Origin of the sequence: Psychroserpens damuponensis, from assembly GCF_000826655.1 — a bacterium.
Taxonomy (GTDB): Bacteria; Bacteroidota; Bacteroidia; order Flavobacteriales; family Flavobacteriaceae; genus Psychroserpens; species Psychroserpens damuponensis.
In genome coordinates this window covers 90145-110090 of the sequence record NZ_JXJO01000016.1, presented here as the reverse complement: position 1 = coordinate 110090, position 19946 = coordinate 90145, and the positions used below count along the sequence as shown (strand labels likewise).

The following is a 19946-nucleotide window of genomic DNA, read 5'->3' as shown; positions in this document are numbered from 1 at the left end:
TATGAATAAGTTATTTGTTTTCGCGTTATTAGTTTTTATCTCACTAACATCATTCTCTCAATCACCAAATGATTGTGTAAATGCGATTCAAATCTGCGGAAATTCTAATATTGATTTAAATGTTGTAGGTGTTGGCACACAAGAATTTTTCTCCAATGAATGTTCTATGATTGAAAATAATACCATTTGGTTTAGACTTACTTTTGAACAAGCAGGTAATTTTGGATTTAAGCTAACACCAAATAGTACTGATTTAGCTGAAGATTATGACTTTGCATTATTTGGACCAACAGATTCTTGTACCAATTTAGGTGCAGCAATTAGGTGTTCATCTACAAATCCTCTCGCAGCAAATCAAGGCGATAATCTAACAGGAATGAATGCTACTGAACCTGATCCTGCTGAAGGTCCAGGTGCAGATGGAAATAGTTTTGTCAATGAAATTGAAGTTTTAGCTGGAGAAACTTATTATTTATTAATTGATAGACCTGTAGGAAACAGTCCGTTTAATTTAGACTGGACAGGAACTTCTCAATTTCCAAATCCGCCAGAAAACCAAATGACCACTGATGATGTCATAGATTTAGATGCATGTGACACCCTTGCGCCTTTTGGAGATGGTATCACTCAATTTGATTTAGAAACTTTAACCTCAGGCATTATTGGTAACCAAACTAATATTGATATCACATACCATGACTCTGAAGAGAATGCCGTTTTAGGTATTAATGCATTAATTAGTCCTTATACAAATACTAACAATCCTCAATCTGTGTATGCGAGAATCCTAAATTCGGTATCTAGATGCTTTGTCTCTGCAAGAATAGATTTACATGTCACAGATATTGGAATCATAACGCCTAGTGATTTTCAAAATTGTAGTATAGCAGATTTACCTTTTGGAATTTCAGAATTTGATTTAACATCAAAAATTCCAGAAATTTTAAATGGATTAAATCCTAACAATTACAATTTCTCCTTTCACCTTAACCAGGAGCATGCTGAGATGAACACTAATTCACTTTCAACATCATTTCAAAATACAGTACCAGAAACACAACAAATTATTGTTCGTGTTGAAGAAATCTCAACCCAATGTGTTGGATTTGTACCACTAAACTTAATTATCATTCCCCTTCCTGACGCCTTTGACACATCATTATTTCAGTGTGATGTAGATGGTATTCCTGAAGGCTTCACAAACTTTGACCTCAACCAAGTTTTTGATGATATTACAGGAGGAGCTCCTAATAGAACTATACAGTTTTATGTATCGCTTGAAGATTTAGAAAACCATGAAGATGAGCTCAATGCAGATGCTTTTGAGAATTATTTTAATCCGCATATTATTTACGCTTTAGTTACCAATACCGAAACAGGATGTACTAATATTGCTGAATTAACTCTGCAAACAAGTGCTACCGACTCTAATAACACAAGTTTAGAGGCTTGTGACGATGATGGCACTGAAGATGGATTTACAAACTTTAATCTAAACGATACTGTGGATGCTATACTCTTCGGAATTGATCCTGATTTTGAGGTTACTTTTCATGAAACCTATGACGATGCCTTACTAGAAGACAATGCTTTAGGAACTAATTTCACCAACACTACAGCTTATAACCAAACCATTTTTGCTCGTGTAGAAGATATGAATGCCTGTTTTGGCATCAGTGAGATTGAACTCACAGTGTATGAGTTGCCTAATATTGTGGTTCAAGAAGACCTATTTTATTGTTTAAACGCATTTCCGCAAACCATTGTATTAACAGGTGGCTTAATTGATGATACACCAAATAATTACTATTATGAATGGTCTACAGGAGAAGATGAATTTGAAATTGAAGTCAATGAACCAGGAACCTATACAGTAAGAGTAACATCAACAGATGGTTGTTTTAAAGATAGAACGATTAATGTCTTAGCTTCTGGTACGGCTACTTTAGATATTCATGTGACCGATGCAACATCTAATAATGTTATTACTGTATTTGTAGAAGGTGATGGTATTTACCAATATGCTTTAGATGATCCCGAAGGCACATACCAAGACAGTAATATTTTTGAAAATGTGAGTTTTGGTTTTCATACCGTTTATGTACGTGATATCGAAAATGATTGTGGTACTGTAGAAGACATTGTATCGGTAATTGGATTTCCAAAATATTTTACACCAAATGGAGACACATTTAATCCGACGTGGCAAGTCAAAGGGATTTCTAGCGATTTTCAACCTAACTCTCAAATTTTAATTTTTGATCGTTTAGGGAAGTTATTAGCAGAAGTTGATCCGCTTGGTCCTGGTTGGGACGGCACTTTTAATGGTTTTCATATGCCAGCAAGTGATTATTGGTTTGTGGTTACTCTAGAAGACGGTCGAGTGTTTAAAAGTCATTTTGCTTTAATACGCTAATAGGAAGTTTAAAAAAAAAATGTAAATTTAAAATATTAATTAGCACTTATGAGGTTTATCAAATTTGTACTTATACTATTTACATTTGTTTTGACATCCTCATCGTTTGCACAAGATATTGAGTTATTCCAGCAGTTTAATGGTCGTTATGATTATACAGCCATAGGAAACACACTTAATCCGTTTGAAAACAATTTAGATTCAAGCTTTTGCTTTCCGCTAGCATCATCGAGTGCAGATTTAAACTTACCAGCAACAAATACCATTACAGCTGCTTATTTATATTGGGCTGGATCGGGTTCTGGAGATACAAATGTCACGCTTAATGGACTCGCTGTAGAAGCCGATGACACCTATACCGTAGATTATACAGAAAACGCGAATACATTAACATATTTTTCTTGCTATGCAGATGTGACGAGTTTTATCATTTCCGAAGGTAATACAACCTACGAATTGTCAGATTTAGACATTTCCGAAGTACTTACAACCAATAGTACCTACTGCTCAAATCGCACCAATTTTGCTGGATGGAGCATTTATATTGTGTATGAAGATGCAGCTTTACCATTAAATCAAGTGAACTTGTATCAAGGTTTGGAAATTATTAATAGAAATAATCAAGAAAAAATTATTGACATTGACAACCTTAATGTCATTGATAATGTTGGTGCAAAAATTGGTTTTTTGACTTGGGAAGGTGATAATAGCTTGAATTTTGGAGAAAGCTTATCTATAAATGATAATATCATTTCAAATCCGCCTTTAAATTTAGGTGATAATGCATTTAATGGCACGAATACATTTACAAATTCAAACACGTATTATAATTGTGATTTAGATGTGTATGATATTCAAAATAACATTAGTATTGGAGATACGAGTGCCACCATAAAACTAACCACTGGTGATTATGATCAAAACGGACAATTTAGAGCCGACCTTATTATTATCAATAATATTATTACAGTTTTAAATAGTCAACTACCAGATGCGACTATTCTTTTAGATAATTACACCATTAATTGTGGTGATAGAACTATTGTGGTAGATTATACCGTTTTTAATGTAAATAGTACAGATATATTGCCTGCAAATACACCAATTGCGTTTTATGCCGATGGTATACTTATTGGACAATCACTCACTGAAAACCCAATTGCTATTGATGCTTCGGAAAGCGGCACAATCACACTAATACTTCCTGATGAGATTAATGATATTTTTTTGCTAACCCTTTTTGTTGATGATGATTTATCAGGAGATGGTACAGTTGCTGAAATCATAGAAACTAATAATAGCACTGAAAGTATTGTAGAATTATTAACTGTTCCTCCTGTGCAAGTACTACCAAATCACATGAGCTGTAATGAAGGGTTTAACAGTGCAACATTTAATTTAGTTGAGCTTTTTTTGAGTGTAATCAACACTAGTAACGACATTGTGTTTTATGAAACTCTAGAAGATTTAGAAACCGATGAAAATGCGATTAGTAATCCTGGAGACTATTCAAATACTAATAATCCCCAAACCATTTATGTTAAAGCAGATAATGCACCTTGTTATGATGTTTATGAATTTCAAGTAGCTGTAGAAAATTGCCCACCTTATGTTCCCGAAGGTTTTTCTCCTAATAATGATGGTACCAACGATTGGTTTAACATTCAAGGGTTATACGATATTTTTGAAAATCACGAACTCAAAATTTTTAATCGTTATGGCACTTTAATTTTTGAAGGTGATAATAATCAAAAATGGTATGGTCTCGTAAATAGAGGCATTAATAATCATGGTAAACTTGTACCTGTAGGCACCTATTTTTACATTTTAACTCCAAATGATGATAATTACAAACCATTAATAGGTTGGGTATATGTAAGTTACTAAAAACCAAATAAGCCTAAATTTGTAAGAATTTTACATACACATGTTAAAATAACATGTATTTAGTCGTCTTTTTTTGTATTTCAACTAAATTTCTGCTAGTTTTACGCTTAATTAGTGCCTCAACTCCTATCAATCCCAAATTGATAAGAAATATTAGTCTAAACTTAACCGCTTAAAAAATGAACTTATTTAAAATATCCCTCAGTAGTTTATTATGTCTATGCTGCTGTGTTGTTAATGCACAACAAATAAGTATTGACGATTCATTTACAGAACAACAGCTCATAGAGAACAACCTCATTCAAGGTTGTGTAGAAACTTCAAATATACAGTCGCAATTTAACGGTGAAGTCAACGGTTTTAATAGCTTTGGTTATTTTGAACGAGCTGGCTCAAACTTTCCTTTTGAAAACGGTATCATGTTATCTACAGGTAACGCCATTTCTGGTGGCAACACACAAAACAACGAGATTTTAAATGAAGGACAATCGAATTGGGCTACAGATCCAGATTTAGAATCTGCATTGGGTATTACAGGAACGTTAAATGCAACCTCAATTGAGTTTGACTTTATATCGGTTACCAACCAAATACAATTTAATTACATATTAGCATCAGAAGAATATTTTGGAGATTTTCCTTGTAACTATTCAGATGGTTTTGCTTTTCTTATTAAACAAACCGGAACGGCAGATCCTTATGTAAATATTGCTGTTATTCCTGGTACTACAACACCCGTGAATACAAATACAATACATGATGATATTGTGGGTTTCTGTTCGGCTTCTAATGAACAATATTTTGAAGGTTATAATGTTGGAGACACTAATTATAATGGGAGAACTGTTGTGCTAACTGCCATGGCAGACATATTACCAAATGTTCAATATAGTATTAAACTTGTTATTGCCGATCAAACCGATAAAAATTATGATTCGGCTGTTTTTATAGAAGGAAATAGTTTTAATGCCACGGTTGATTTAGGTGAAGATATTCAAACTTGCGCGAGTACAGTAACTTTAGATGGAAATATTGACAATCCTGATGCCACATACTCTTGGCATCTAAATAATAATTTACTTGCAGGAGAAACACAATCTACTTTAAACGCAACTCAAACAGGCGTGTATACTGTTTTTGCTGAAATTCCACTAGCAGGTTCTACTTGTGTTATTGAAGATTCTATCAATGTAACATTAAGTTCAACTCAAGCTGCAGATGCCATTAGCGATTATCAATTATGTGATGATGCCAGTGGCGATGAACAAGAAATATTTGATTTATCAACTAAAGATGTAGAGATTTTAGCCTCTGTTCCTGATTCTAGCTATGAAATTTCTTATCATTTAACGGCTAATGATGCTGAAAATGGCAGTGGTGTAATTTCTGGCTCATTTCAGAATACATCAAACCCACAAACCATATATATAAAAATAGAAGATACAGTTAACGGTTGTTTAGCCTATCAAAGTTTTGACTTAATCGTTAATCCTTTACCTGCAATCACAGCACCTACACAATTATTAGCTTGTGCAGATCATGCTGCAGATGGATCAACACTTATTGATTTATCTGAAAAAGATGATGAGATAACAAATGGAAATTTAGACCTCGTAGTCACTTACCATCTTACACAAGAAGATGCATCACTAGGTACAAATGCTATTGCATTACCTTATGCGAATACAAATACTAACGAAACTATTTTTGTTAATGTTACCAATAGTATAACTGGCTGTTCATCTACCACAACTTTAAATTTTGAAGTTAATGATAAACCAATTATTAATACAGAAGAGCACTATATTGATGCTTGTGATGTAGACCTAGATGGCTTCGCAATATTTGATTTAAGCTTAATAATTAATGATGTTTTAGAGGGTATTACTGATGTTACAGTTACTTTTCATCAAACTCAAGAAGACGCTAATATTGGTGCAAATCCAATAGCAGATATCACTAATTATGAAAACACCATTAGTGACGTGCAAACTGTATTTATTAGAGTGGAAAATGACACAACAGGTTGCGCATCTGTCACTGCTATAGAATTACATACTAATTTATTATTAACCGCTACGAACATTACTAATTACGGACTTTGTGATGAGAACAATGATGGTGTAGAGGAGTTTGATTTCATAGAGATTACAGAAAGTATTATAGGAGAACTAGAAGCTATCATGGATTATGATATTGATATTGCTTATTATTTAACTGAAGAAGATAGAGATAATCAAATAAACCCTATTGATGTCACTGCACCTTTTTTACCCTCAGAAAATCCTCAAACAATTTATATTACATTAACAAGTCCTACGTGTCAAGAAGATGCTCAATTTGATTTAATATTATACCCAATTGTTGAATTTGATCCAATTGGCGCTCAAACTATTTGTGATGAAGATCAAGATGGTATAACAGCTATTGATTTAAGTGAGTTTGATGTTTTAATCACTAATGGTGAACCTCAATTTACTGTGCGTTACTATACCTCACAAACTGACGCTGAAGATAATGCTAATGTGTTACCAGTAATTTACACCAATACAGCAACTACAGAAACCATCTATGCTAGAATCACATTTGGACCAACGTCATGTTCTAGTATCAACATGTTTGAAATTGAAGTTTTACCCGCTCCTACCTCTAATGAACCAACAGATATTATTATTTGTGATGATGACCAAGATGGAATTTCAACGATTAACTTGAATGCTAAAATTTCAGAAGTTGTAAATACTACAATCAATACAAATGTTACGTTTCACACACTTTTTAATGACGCTGAAAATGACATGAATGCAATTTCTAACACAGCATCTTATACGGTATCTACAAGCACAATATTTGTAAGAGTGGAAAATGCAACAACAGGTTGTGCGAGTATAGAAAATTTTGATGTCATTGTAAATACGTTACCTATTATTAATGATATAAGCTTGTATAAATTTTGTGAAATTGGTGATGATGGTTTTGGAGAATTTATTTTCTCAACTCAAGATGCTGATATTTTAAATGGGCAAACTGGCAAAGAAGTTTTCTATTTTGAAACAGCATTAGACGCTGAAAACAATACCGATGCAATTGACAAAGATGCAGTATATGTAAACACTTCTAACCCACAAACAATATATATTCGTGTTGAAAACACTACAGATCCAGACTGTTTTTCTACGTCATCATTAGAAATTGAGGTTGGAACAAACCCAGAATTCAATGAACCAACAGATATTTTTATCTGTGATGACGTTACAAATGATGGTAGTGTTAATTTTGACTTTAATGTACAATTAAATGAAATTACTCAAGGTATTTCTGATATTCAAGATGTTACATTTCATACATCTCAATTAGATGCTCACACTAACAATAACCCATTACCCTTAAGTTTTGATAATACTGTAAATCCGCAGCAAATTTATGTGAGAATAAATAATGGTTCTATTTGCGAGTCTTACACATCTTTTGTTCTTAACGTTATTGCTTCACCAGATGTAAACCCATCAATCCCATTAGAACAATGTGACGATGATTACGATGGGATTACTACCTTTGATTTAACACAAACAGAATTTGATATTTTAGATGTAAGACACGATAATATTGTTATATCTTACCATGAAACTGTTAATGATGCAGACGCCTATATTAATGCAATACCTGATCCTACAAATTATACAAATCTTACAAACTCACAAACGGTTTATATTAGAGTAACCAATACAATTTCAGACTGTTTTGTAACGCTACCTTTAGAACTCATCGTTAATTTGCCTCCAGTATTTAATCCAATTAGCGCTTATGAGATTTGCGATACAGAAACAAATACGACAGATTTAACACAAATAACCGATGTACTATTAATAGAAACAGAAAATGTAGTTATTACGTATTTTTCTTCGGAAGATGATGCACGCAACCAAGTGAATGCTTTAGACACCAATTATAATTACCTAACTACAAACGACTTATTATTTGCTCGTTTTGCTTTTTCTACGACACAATGTTTTTTCATACATACATTCAATCTTGTTATCAATCCGCTACCTATAGCCAATCAACCACAAGATTTAGAAGCCTGTGATAACGATTTTGATGGTTTCTTAGAGTTTGATTTATTACAGCAAAATGCACAAATATTAGGTAGTCAAAATCCAAATGACTTCACAGTAAGTTATTACTTAGACCAGTTATTTGCAGAAGAAGCTGTTGAAGAACTTGGAGACACATATGAGTCCATGACAAACGAAACGATTTATGTAAGAGTAGAAAACAATAATACAGGATGTTATAGTACTACAAGTTTTATGATTACTATTTTTGAAAGACCTGTTTTAGATATTGGTGATCAAGTTATTTGTTTAGATAACTTACCCCTTTTAGTTAGCGCAAATACAAATAATGTTGGTGATACGTACCATTGGTCAACAAATGAAACAACCCCTGAAATTGAAATTACAAATGTAGGCACTTACTCTATCACAGTAACCACACCAAATGGATGTGTAAGTTCTGAAGTTTTCAATGTCACAGAGTCTGAATCTGCCACCATAGAAATCACCGAAACAATTGACTTCTCAGATCCAAATAATATTACAGTAACCATTAGTGGTATTGGTAATTATTTATATCAACTGGATGATTATCCGCCACAATATTCTGGGTTTTTTGAAAACGTAAGTTTAGGATATCACACCATAACCATAATAGATTTGAATGGTTGTGCCAAAGTAAGCAAAGAAATAGTTGTCATTGATGCACCTAAATTTTTCACACCAAATAATGATTCTTATTTTGATACGTGGCACATAACAGGTGTTGAAACGTTAACAGGCACCATGGTTTATATTTATGATCGCTACGGAAAATTACTAACTACACTAGATTCACAATCTAGAGGTTGGGATGGCTATTATAACGGAAACCTAATGCGAGCTAATGATTATTGGTTTGTTGCCGATGTTAAAAAGGGTAATATCGAATTTCAGGTCAAAGGACATTTTGCTTTACGTTTGTAATAATTTTAAAAAAAAGTACAAGCAAAAATAGCAGTTTACCCAAAAAAGCACCGCTTAGACTAAAAATACTCATTAGTGGGTATTTTTTACTTAGCTTACAAGTCTTAAATTTACACTCCCAATGTATGTATTTCAAAGACTTGACCTCAATCACAATTAGTTACTAATAATGATAAGGGAATATTATTGCTTTTTTTTACTGTTTTTTGTTTTAATTACAGGAGTTCAAGCGCAGCAAATAACAACAGATGACACGTTACCTCTACAATCACTTATAGAAAGTAACTTTGGCCAAGGTTGTGTTGAAATTACAAATATTTCATCCTCAATTAATGGTTCAATAAACGGCCTTTCAAGTTATGGATCCTTTGATAAAAGCACATCAAATTTCCCATTTCAAAACGGTATTCTTCTCAGTACAGGAAATATCAATTCTGCTGGAAATACAATTAATACAAATCCGTTAAATGAAGGTGGTAGTAATTGGGGCACAGATCCTGATTTGGAAAATGCACTTGCGCTATCTGGTACTATAAATGCAACCTCTATAGAGTTTGATTTTATTTCAGTAGCCAACCAAATTCAGTTTAATTATTTATTAGCTTCCGAAGAGTATTTAGGCACCAACCCTTGCTCCTATTCCGATGGTTTTGCTTTTTTAATTAGAGAAGCCAATTCTACAGGACCTTTTACAAATATTGCCATTATTCCTGGCACATCAGTTCCAGTAAACACCAATACCATTCATGATGAAATTGTAGGATTTTGTCCAGCATCAAATGAGACCTTTTTCGAAGGTTATAATCTCGGTGACACCAATTACAATGGTCGCACAACTGTGTTGACAGCTACTGCTTCTATTCAACCTAATGTTCAATATCATATTAAATTGGTAATTGCAGATCAAGGTGATGAGTTTTATGATTCGGCAGTTTTTATTGAAGGAAATAGTTTTAATGCAACCGTAGATTTAGGTCCAGATATCGTGACTTGTGGAGACACCGTTTTACTTAATGGAGACATAGAAAACAATCAAGCAAGTTATGAATGGTTTCAAAACAATACACCAATTGCAGGTGAAACTAACCCAACTCTAGAAGTCACTGAATCTGGAACATATAGAGTAGAGATTAGTATTGTTCTAAATAATACATCATGTGTGATTGAAGATGAGGTTGTAATTACTTTAGATACTGAGCAAGAAGCTGGATCCATATCAGATTATTTAATTTGCGACGATCCCTCTAATGATGGTGTTGAGATGTTTGACCTATCCACTAAAGATTTTGAAGTAGAGTTACTATTACCACCTTCAAATTATAATATTACGTATCATATCTCTTCGGAAGATGCACAAAGTGGAGACAACCCATTACCTAATAACTATCAAAACACGACTTCACCACAACAAATTTTTGTGCGTATCGAAGATGTTGATAATGGATGTTTAGCGTTTACAGAATTTAATTTAATTGTGAATGAACCACCTGTACTAGAAGAACCAACAGCATTAATTGTATGTGATGATGGTGTTTCAGATGGCATTACGTCCATAAATCTAGATGACACTACAAACGAAGTAACTAATGGCGATCCTAATATATACGTTAGCTATCACTATTCTCAACAAGATGCCAATACAGGAGAAAATCCAATATATTCTCCATATACCAATATCAATCCTAATGACACTTTATACATTAGAGTTTATGATGCTACAACGGGTTGCTCAAGCACAACTTTTGTAGATATTACCGTACAAGATAACCCTATGGTAGATACTACCAATCCGCAATATATCAATGCTTGTGATCCCGATGATGGCGGTTCGGCAGAATTTGATTTAACCAGTATCATACAAGATCTTTTAGATGGTTTGACAGGAGTTACGGTTACATTCCATGAGACTAGTGACGACGCACAAACTGGCAATAACCCTATTGCAGATCCAGACACATATCAAAACATTGTGCCAGGTTTACAAGAAATATATATTAGAATTGTCGATGAGGTTACTGGCTGTTTTGTTATTGTACCATTAGAATTGTTTAGCAACCTTCCTGATAGTGCATTTGGTGGAGATACGTTTAGTGTTTGCGATGATATTTCTGCAGATGGCGTAGCTCAATTTGATTTAAACGAAGTCGAATTCGACTTGGTTAATGGTTATGATGAATTTGAGGTCATTTTTTATGAAACAGAAGACGATCTTACCAATGGTGTAAATCCTATTGATAAAACAGTTCCATATACAGTATCTACAAGTCCAACTACAATCTATGCTTTTTCATCAGATGGTGATTGCGCATCAGAATCACCAATTAGTCTAGTTGTATATCCTCCAGTTGATATTCAAGGACTTGGCGATGTAGATTTTTGTGACGAAGATACAGATGGCTTCACCTCTATTTTCTTAACCTCCTTTAACTCCTTTGTGAGTACAGGTGTCAATGGTGCAAACGTTAAATATTTTTTAACTGAAAATGATGCTATCAACAATGAAAATATCTTAGAACCTTATTATTACAATATTTCTAATCCGCAAACCATTTGGGTTAAAGTCACAAGTTCAACTACAGGATGTTTTGACATTGCACCTTTAACCATTAATGTGACAAGTGCACCAACGGCTATTAATCCTACAGATATAATTATCTGCGATGATAACCAAGATGGAATTTTCAATGTTGATTTAACACCAAAAATTACAGAAGCAGTTTCAGATACTAACAATCTCAGTTTCACATTTTATACAGATTATAGCAATGCTGAAAATGCTGAGAATGAGATTGCGAATCCAACCAGTTATGACACTACATCTCAATACATTTTTATACGCGTTGAAGACACGGTTACTGGTTGCTTTACTGTAGTATGGTTTTATGCTTATATCAATACAGAGCCTGCTTTTATACCCATTGAAAATTTTGAAAACTGTGAGGCAGATGGTAACGGTATAGCCGATTTCTATTTTTATTTGAAAGATACAGAAATCCTCAATGGTCAAACTGGAAAAGATGTTTTATATTTTGAAACTTCCCAAGATGCCATAGATCGAACAAATATTATTGATAAATATGCGCCTTTTCAAAATACAACGAGTCCGCAAACAATGTATGTAAGAGTTGAAAATTTTTCTGATGTTAGTTGCTTCGGAACGTCTCAATTTGAACTAGAAGTAGGCTCGCTTCCTCCATTTAATGAACCTCTAGACGTTTTCGTTTGCGATGATATGTCTAATGACGGTTTTGTGAATTTTGATCTCAATTTTAAAATTTTAGAAATTTCCGAAGGTATAAATCAAACACTTTCCATCTCGTTTCATCCTTCACAATATGAAGCCGATCAAGATCTTAATGAATTCCCGTTAGATTTTAACAATTATGCAAATCCGCAACAAGTGTATGCTAGAATTGAAAATGGAACGTATTGTCACGCTATTGTAGATTTTGATATTAATGTGATTCAGGTTCCTGATGTAAACGCACCTTCTGATTTAATACAATGTGATACAGATTATGATGGTTTTATGGTGTTTGACCTTACAGATGTTGAAGTTGAAATTTTAGATGTACGTCAAGATGATATTATTATTACCTATCATGAATCTTTTGATGGTGCAGAAACCGATACTGAAATTATCAGCACTCCAGATGCTTATACTAATATTACAAATCCGCAGACGGTTTTTATAAAAATAAACAATACGGTTTCAAATTGTTATGTGACCTTACCTATTAATTTAATTGTTAATATTCCTCCTACTGTTATCGATTTTCAAGAATTTGAAATCTGCGACAACACGCTTAATGAATTTGATTTAACTCTAATAGACACCATAGTTACCAATGAAACAGGAACACTTATTAGTTACTATAATTCTTTAAGTGATGCTGAAGCAAATGCCAATGCTTTAAGTACAAATTACACATATCAAAGTAGTAATGATACTATTTTTATAAGATTAGAAAATTCTATTACAGGTTGCTGGACGACCTATAATTTTGATTTAATCATCAATCCTTTGCCAATCGCAAACATGCCTACAACATTTTTAGTCTGTGATGACATTATAAATGACGGAGAAGAATCGATTGACTTAAGCCTTCAAGATTCTCAAGTTTTAGGCACACAATCTAACACACTGTTTTCTGTAACGTATTACAATAACGAAACTAATGCAAACAATGGTAACAATGCCATATCTAATGATTACATTGCCACTAATGGAGAAATTATTTTTGTAAGAGTTGAAAATAATGAGACTGGTTGTTATGATATCACGCAATTTGATGTGCTTATTTACGAACATCCTCAACCTGCGCAACCTATTATTTTATGTGATGATAATTATGATGAAATAACAACATTTGATCTTACGGTTTCAGAAAGTGATTTATACCCAACACTTCCAGAATATATCACAATTTCATATTTTGAAAATATAGATGATTTAGAGAATAATGCAAATCCTATTCTAAACGCAACTAGCTATAGCAATACGACTAACGCTCAAATTGTTTACATCAAAGTATTCAACACATTGGCTAATTGTTATGCAATTGTACCTTTAGAACTAATTGTTAATGTACCACCACCAATCAATCAATTTGAAACTTATGAGATTTGTGACAATCCTGACAACAGCTTTAACTTAAATACGATAGATGCTATTATTGTTGATGACGATACCAATGTTTTAATAAGTTACTTTGAAAATTTAACTAGTGCTCAAAATAGCGAGAATGCTTTAGATACAGATTACACCTATCAAACAACTAACGACATTATTTTTATTAGAGTGGAATTTGAAACGACAACTTGTTTCTATATCTATCCGTTTGAGCTAGTAGTTAATACATTACCTATAGCCAACCAACCTGATCCATTAGAAGCATGTGATGATGATTATGACGGTTTTTATAATTTTGACTTAACACAACAGGATGGTCAAATACTAGGAAATCAAAATCCAAATAACTATACAATCACCTATCACGCTTCTATTAACGATGCCAACTCAAATACTAATGCATTAGTAACAAACTATGATGCTCAACTCAATGAGACCATTTATGTACGCATCCAAAACAATACAACAGGTTGCTATAGTGTAACAGAGTTTATAACGCTAGTAAGACCAAAACCAGTAGTGGCCATACCTGACCAAGTGGTATGTATTGATAATTTACCACTAGTAGTAAATGCAGATACAACTTTTGCTACAGACACATATCAATGGTCTACAGGCGACATCTCATCTGAAATTGAAATCACAGAGATTGGGACTTACTCAGTAACAGTCACATCAGAATATGGTTGTGAAACTACAAGTACATTTAATGTGACAGCATCTGAATCTGCTACCATTGATGTAGTTGAGACTATAGATTTTTCAGATCCAAATAATATAACGGTCACCATTTATGATGCCATAGGTAATTACTTATATCAATTAGATGATTTTCCTCCTCAATTCTCTAATTTTTTCGAAAACGTTACTCTAGGGTATCACACCATAACTATTATTGATTTAAACGGTTGTGCAGAAGTCACTAAAGAAATAGTTGTTATTGATGCCCCTAAATTTGTGACTCCAAATGGTGATGGATATTTTGACACATGGCACATTACAGGTGTAGAAACCTTACCAGGAACTATCGTATATATTTTTGATCGCTACGGAAAATTGATAAAAACATTAACTCATAATTCTCAAGGATGGGATGGCTATTATAACGGTAACCTGATGAGAGCTACAGATTACTGGTTTTTAGCAAAAGTTAAAAAAGGAGATATTAATTTTGAGGTTAAAGGCCATTTTACCTTACGTTTATAAAGCATAATCTTAACATTTTTTAAGGTTTTTCAATTTCACTAATGCGTATCTTTGCACGCGTTAAAATTTGAAATGAAAACGACCGTTACAATCTTATGCTTTCTCTTTACAGTATTGGCTTTTGGCCAAAACATTTCAGTAGATAGCCAAACCTATACAGCACAACAATTAATAGAAAACATCCTAATTGACAGCAACTGCATTGACAACGTATTGATTACCAATGTGGTTGGCGGTGATTTTGGAGGTCCAGATGAAAGCTATGGCTATTTTGATGCGACAGGTACAACCTTTCCTTTTGAAACTGGTATTGTTATGAGTACTGGTAGATTAGCTAATGTTCCTGGACCTAACACAAGTCTTAGCGATGATGATGCACCTGGTTGGTCTGGTGATCTAGATTTAGAAATTGCGCTTAATGAAAGTAATACAACCAACGCAACTATTTTAGAATTTGATTTTACTTCTGTTGCTACAGAAATTAGTTTTAGATATATTTTTGCTTCGGAAGAATATCAAGAAGGAAACCCAAATACCTGCAATTTTTCAGATTTGTTTGGCTTTTTAATTCGTCCGGTCGCAGGAAATCAGTATACCAACATAGCATTAGTCCCAGGAACACAAACACCTGTAAAAGTAACCACAGTACATCCTGAAATTCCTGGAGGTTGCCAAGCACAAAACGAAGCCTATTTTGAGAGCTTTAATCCTGCAAATTCTCCTACTAATTTTGCTGGACAAACTAAAATATTAACAGCAACTGCACAAGTGATTCCTAATGAAACGTACCATGTAAAATTGGTTATTGCAGATGAGCAAAATTTTAGATTTGATTCTGCAGTATTTTTAGAAGCAGGTAGTTTTAGACTTTCAACAGATTTGGGTCCAGATTTATTAATTAGTAATGGCACAGCTATTTGTGGAGATGATACCTATACAATTCAAACCAACGAACCCGGAACCAATAATAGTTATAAATGGTTTAAAGATGATGTTGAACTTTTAACCGAAACCAATGCTACTTTAGTCGTTGAAGAAGCTGGAACCTATACTGTAGAAATCACTTTAGACAATAACTGTTTATCTTATGGTGAAGTAATTATTGAATATTCTGAAAATCCAACGGTCTTTGACGCTGTGCTAATAGAATGCGATCAAAATCAAGACGGATTAACATTCTACGATCTTTTTAACGCTGAAAGTGATGTCACCAATGGAGATAATTCTATATTTATTGCAAACTTTTTCTTAACCGAAGCGGATGCTGAAAGCAATACGAATGTTATCGCAAATTTCAACAATTTTGAAAATTCAATGCCTTTTCAAACTGTATATGCTCGCGTTGAAAACCAAGCTAGTTGTTATAGTATTGCCGAAGTTGAGCTTCAAATTTCAAATAATACAATTTTTATTCCTACGCTAGAATCTTGTGATGGTGATGATGTAGATGGCTTTGCCGATTTTAATTTAAATGACATTAGTACATCTATTTCTACTCAAATCCCTATGGATGCAACGGTTACGTTTTATGAAAGCGAAATGGACGCTTTTTTAGAAACCAATAGCATCTCTGGCACATTTCAAAATACAACAGCAAACTCACAAACCATCTTTGTTAAAGTAGAAAACAACAATCAATGCTATGCCATTTCAACTGCACAATTAGAGGTGTTATACACACCTGTTTTATTAGAGGATGAGTCGTTTATTTATTGTGTAAATAGTTTTCCAGACACGATAACTTTGGTTGGAGGTGTGCTTAACGATGAACCTAGCAATTATTATTACGAATGGTTATTTAATGGAGTTTCAACAGGGATTAACACCACATTTAACGACATCAATGAGGTAGGAACATACACTGTAATCGTCACAGATCCTAATGGATGTTCGTCTAGTAGAAATATAACCGTTTTACCTTCTAGCGATCCCGAAATTGAAGATGTGATCGTTTCCGAAGGTACAACATTAAACAACACAGTGACCATTATAGCTAATGGTGATGGTGAATTTGAATATGCTTTAGATACGCCTGAAAATGGGTATCAAACTGAAAATATATTTACAAATGTCTCGGCAGGTTTTCATACTATTTTTGTACGTGACGCGAATGGTTGTGGAATTACAGAACAAGTGATTTCGGTATTAGGGTTTCCTAAATATTTTACGCCTAATGGTGATACTTTTAACGAGCGTTGGCAAGTTAAAGGTGTAAATTCAACTTTTAATCAAGGTACTAGTGTGCAAATTTTTAATCGCTACGGAAAATTGCTTACCCAATTCACTAACGAAAGTGCTGGTTGGAATGGGACGTTTAATGGTAGTCCACAGCCAAGTGATGATTATTGGTTTTTAGTTACTCTTATTGATGGTAGGACTTACACTGGCCATTTTTCGTTGAGGCGATAAGTTAAATTTTAATTATTACCTAGCTTTAGACTCAAACTAAGTTTTGAACATATAGCCTCTTCTTAAATTTCCAATTTAAAATAATTGTCGTGTTTTAAAGATGATTAGCACGTCTAGAATTCTGAAAAATCAGACTCTAAAACACAGTAATTCGATCTTATTAAAACAATAAAGGATATTAGTGTCATATTTTAGAATATAAAAAAGGAAGTTCATCGTATTAAAGAACTTTTAACACAATTGAAATCAACACATAATTAAAATATAAACGCTTTATCGTAACTTTGTTACATGCGTTTTAAAGTACAATCTGAATTTAAACCCACAGGAGATCAACCTCAAGCCATTAAACAATTGGTTCACGGAATTAATTCCGAAGAAAAATACCAAACACTTTTAGGTGTAACAGGTTCTGGTAAAACATTTACAGTGGCTAATGTTATTGAAAACGTGCAACGACCAACGTTGGTATTAGCGCATAACAAAACATTGGCTGCACAGTTATATTCTGAATTTAAACAGTTTTTTCCAGATAATGCTGTGGAGTATTTTGTGTCTTATTATGATTACTATCAACCTGAGGCTTATATTCCAGTATCTGGTGTTTATATAGAGAAAGATTTATCTATAAACGAAGAAATTGAAAAAATGCGTTTGAGTACAACCTCTTCTCTACTCTCTGGTCGTAGAGATGTGATTGTTGTAGCTTCAGTATCATGTTTATATGGTATTGGTAATCCTGTAGAATTTCAGAAAAATGTAATTTCATTAAAGGTTGATCAAGAAATTTCTAGAACAGATTTATTGCATAGTCTTGTACAGAGCTTATATTCTAGAACAGAAGCAGATTTCAATCATGGAAATTTCAGAATAAAAGGAGATACGGTAGACATTTTTCCTAGTTATGCCGATGATGCGTTTAGAATACACTTTTTTGGTGATGAAATTGAAGATATTGAGCAGTTTAATATTCAAACAAATGAAGTGATTGAGCATTATGAGCGACTCACAATCTATCCTGCTAATATGTTTGTAACGTCTCCAGATGTGCTGCAAGGTGCAATAAAAGAGATACAGGATGACCTAGTAAAACAATATGATTATTTCAAGGAAATAGGCAAACACCTAGAAGCTAAACGGTTGAAAGAACGAACCGAGTTTGACCTAGAAATGATTAGAGAACTTGGTTACTGCTCTGGAATTGAGAACTATTCTCGTTATCTCGACGGACGATTACCAGGAACAAGACCTTTTTGTTTATTAGATTATTTTCCAGATGATTTTTTAATGGTTGTTGATGAAAGTCATGTCACCATTTCCCAAGTACATGCAATGTATGGAGGTGATAGAAGTAGAAAAGAAAATCTTGTAGAATATGGTTTTAGATTGCCTGCCGCAATGGATAACAGACCTTTAAAATTTGAAGAATTTGAGGTTTTACAAAATCAAGTGATTTATGTGAGTGCGACTCCTGCCGACTATGAATTGCAAAAAACAGATGGTGTTTATGTGGAACAGGTGATTAGACCAACAGGTTTATTAGACCCAATTATTGAAGTGAGACCAAGTTTAAATCAAATAGACGATTTAATTGAAGAAATTCACCAGCGTATTGAGAAAGATGAACGTACTCTTGTGACAACTTTAACCAAAAGAATGGCTGAGGAATTAACTAAATATCTAGATCGTATCCAAATTAGATGTCGCTATATTCATAGTGATGTTGATACCTTAGAGCGCGTTGAAATTATGCAAGATTTAAGACGCGGTATTTTTGATGTGCTTGTTGGTGTTAACTTACTTCGAGAAGGCTTGGATTTACCTGAAGTGTCACTCGTTGCAATTTTAGATGCAGATAAAGAAGGGTTTCTACGTTCGGCACGTTCATTGACTCAAACTGTGGGTAGAGCTGCACGACATTTAAATGGTAAAGCCATTATGTATGCAGATAAAATTACCAAAAGCATGCAAAAAACGATTGATGAAACTGAGTATAGACGAGAAAAACAGATTGCCTATAATACAAAACATAAACTAACACCTACTGCATTAAATAAGAGCTTAGATAGTGCATTATCAAAAAACTCTGTAAGTACCTATAGTTACGAACTTGAAGCTGCCAAAGCTGCAGAACCTGAAAGTGAATATCTTAACAAAGGTGAACTAGAAAAGAAAATACGTGAAAAGCGTAAATTAATGGAACAAGCTGCTAAAGCTTTAGATTTTATTATTGCAGCTCAATTAAGAGATGAACTTAAAGGATATCAAGATAAATTAGAAAAATTGAAAGTTTAACAAAACCATCAATTATATCATATAGAACGTCGAGCACAAATCTTACTCGTCAATCAAGTAATCAAGTATAACTTACAAA

6 protein-coding genes are annotated in these 19946 nt (G+C 33.5%); all 6 read left to right on the top strand.

The genetic code is table 11. From position 1 onward, the window contains the following. The first annotated feature begins 1 nt into the window (after position 1). The 6 genes from TD29_RS07340 (at position 2) to uvrB (ending at position 19867) form a co-directional block, all read left to right on the top strand. Positions 2–2416 carry a T9SS type B sorting domain-containing protein gene (locus TD29_RS07340; RefSeq protein WP_040279839.1) on the top strand — a complete coding sequence of 805 codons (2415 nt, stop codon included), beginning with the start codon at positions 2–4 and terminating at the stop codon, positions 2414–2416. Between the two features lie 48 nt (positions 2417–2464). Next, the gene (locus TD29_RS07335; RefSeq protein ID WP_052467018.1) at positions 2465–4303 is read left to right on the top strand and encodes a gliding motility-associated C-terminal domain-containing protein; all 1839 of its coding nucleotides are present in this window, start codon (positions 2465–2467) and stop codon (positions 4301–4303) included. 179 nt (positions 4304–4482) lie between these two features. Beyond that, positions 4483–9324: a T9SS type B sorting domain-containing protein gene (locus TD29_RS07330; RefSeq protein ID WP_040279837.1), complete on the top strand. Its 4842-nt coding sequence runs from the start codon at positions 4483–4485 to the stop codon at positions 9322–9324. 169 nt (positions 9325–9493) lie between these two features. Continuing rightward, positions 9494–15163 carry a T9SS type B sorting domain-containing protein gene (locus tag TD29_RS07325; RefSeq protein WP_052467017.1) on the top strand — a complete coding sequence of 1890 codons (5670 nt, stop codon included), beginning with the start codon at positions 9494–9496 and terminating at the stop codon, positions 15161–15163. A gap of 72 nt (positions 15164–15235) precedes the next feature. Then, positions 15236–17572: a T9SS type B sorting domain-containing protein gene (locus TD29_RS07320; protein WP_040279836.1), complete on the top strand. Its 2337-nt coding sequence runs from the start codon at positions 15236–15238 to the stop codon at positions 17570–17572. A gap of 291 nt (positions 17573–17863) precedes the next feature. Further along, positions 17864–19867, top strand: a complete 2004-nt coding sequence (gene uvrB / locus TD29_RS07315; RefSeq protein WP_040279835.1) for an excinuclease ABC subunit UvrB — start codon at positions 17864–17866, stop codon at positions 19865–19867. Positions 19868–19946 lie beyond the last annotated feature (79 nt).

What these genes read in the sequence shown, in the direction of transcription:
- TD29_RS07340 (WP_040279839.1), top strand. Translation starts at nt 2, where the DNA reads ATGAATAAGTTATTTGTTTTCGCGTTATTAGTTTTTATCTCACTAACA.
- uvrB (WP_040279835.1), top strand. Translation starts at nt 17,864, where the DNA reads ATGCGTTTTAAAGTACAATCTGAATTTAAACCCACAGGAGATCAACCT.
- TD29_RS07325 (WP_052467017.1), top strand. Translation starts at nt 9,494, where the DNA reads ATGATAAGGGAATATTATTGCTTTTTTTTACTGTTTTTTGTTTTAATT.
- TD29_RS07335 (WP_052467018.1), top strand. Translation starts at nt 2,465, where the DNA reads ATGAGGTTTATCAAATTTGTACTTATACTATTTACATTTGTTTTGACA.
- TD29_RS07330 (WP_040279837.1), top strand. Translation starts at nt 4,483, where the DNA reads ATGAACTTATTTAAAATATCCCTCAGTAGTTTATTATGTCTATGCTGC.
- TD29_RS07320 (WP_040279836.1), top strand. Translation starts at nt 15,236, where the DNA reads ATGAAAACGACCGTTACAATCTTATGCTTTCTCTTTACAGTATTGGCT.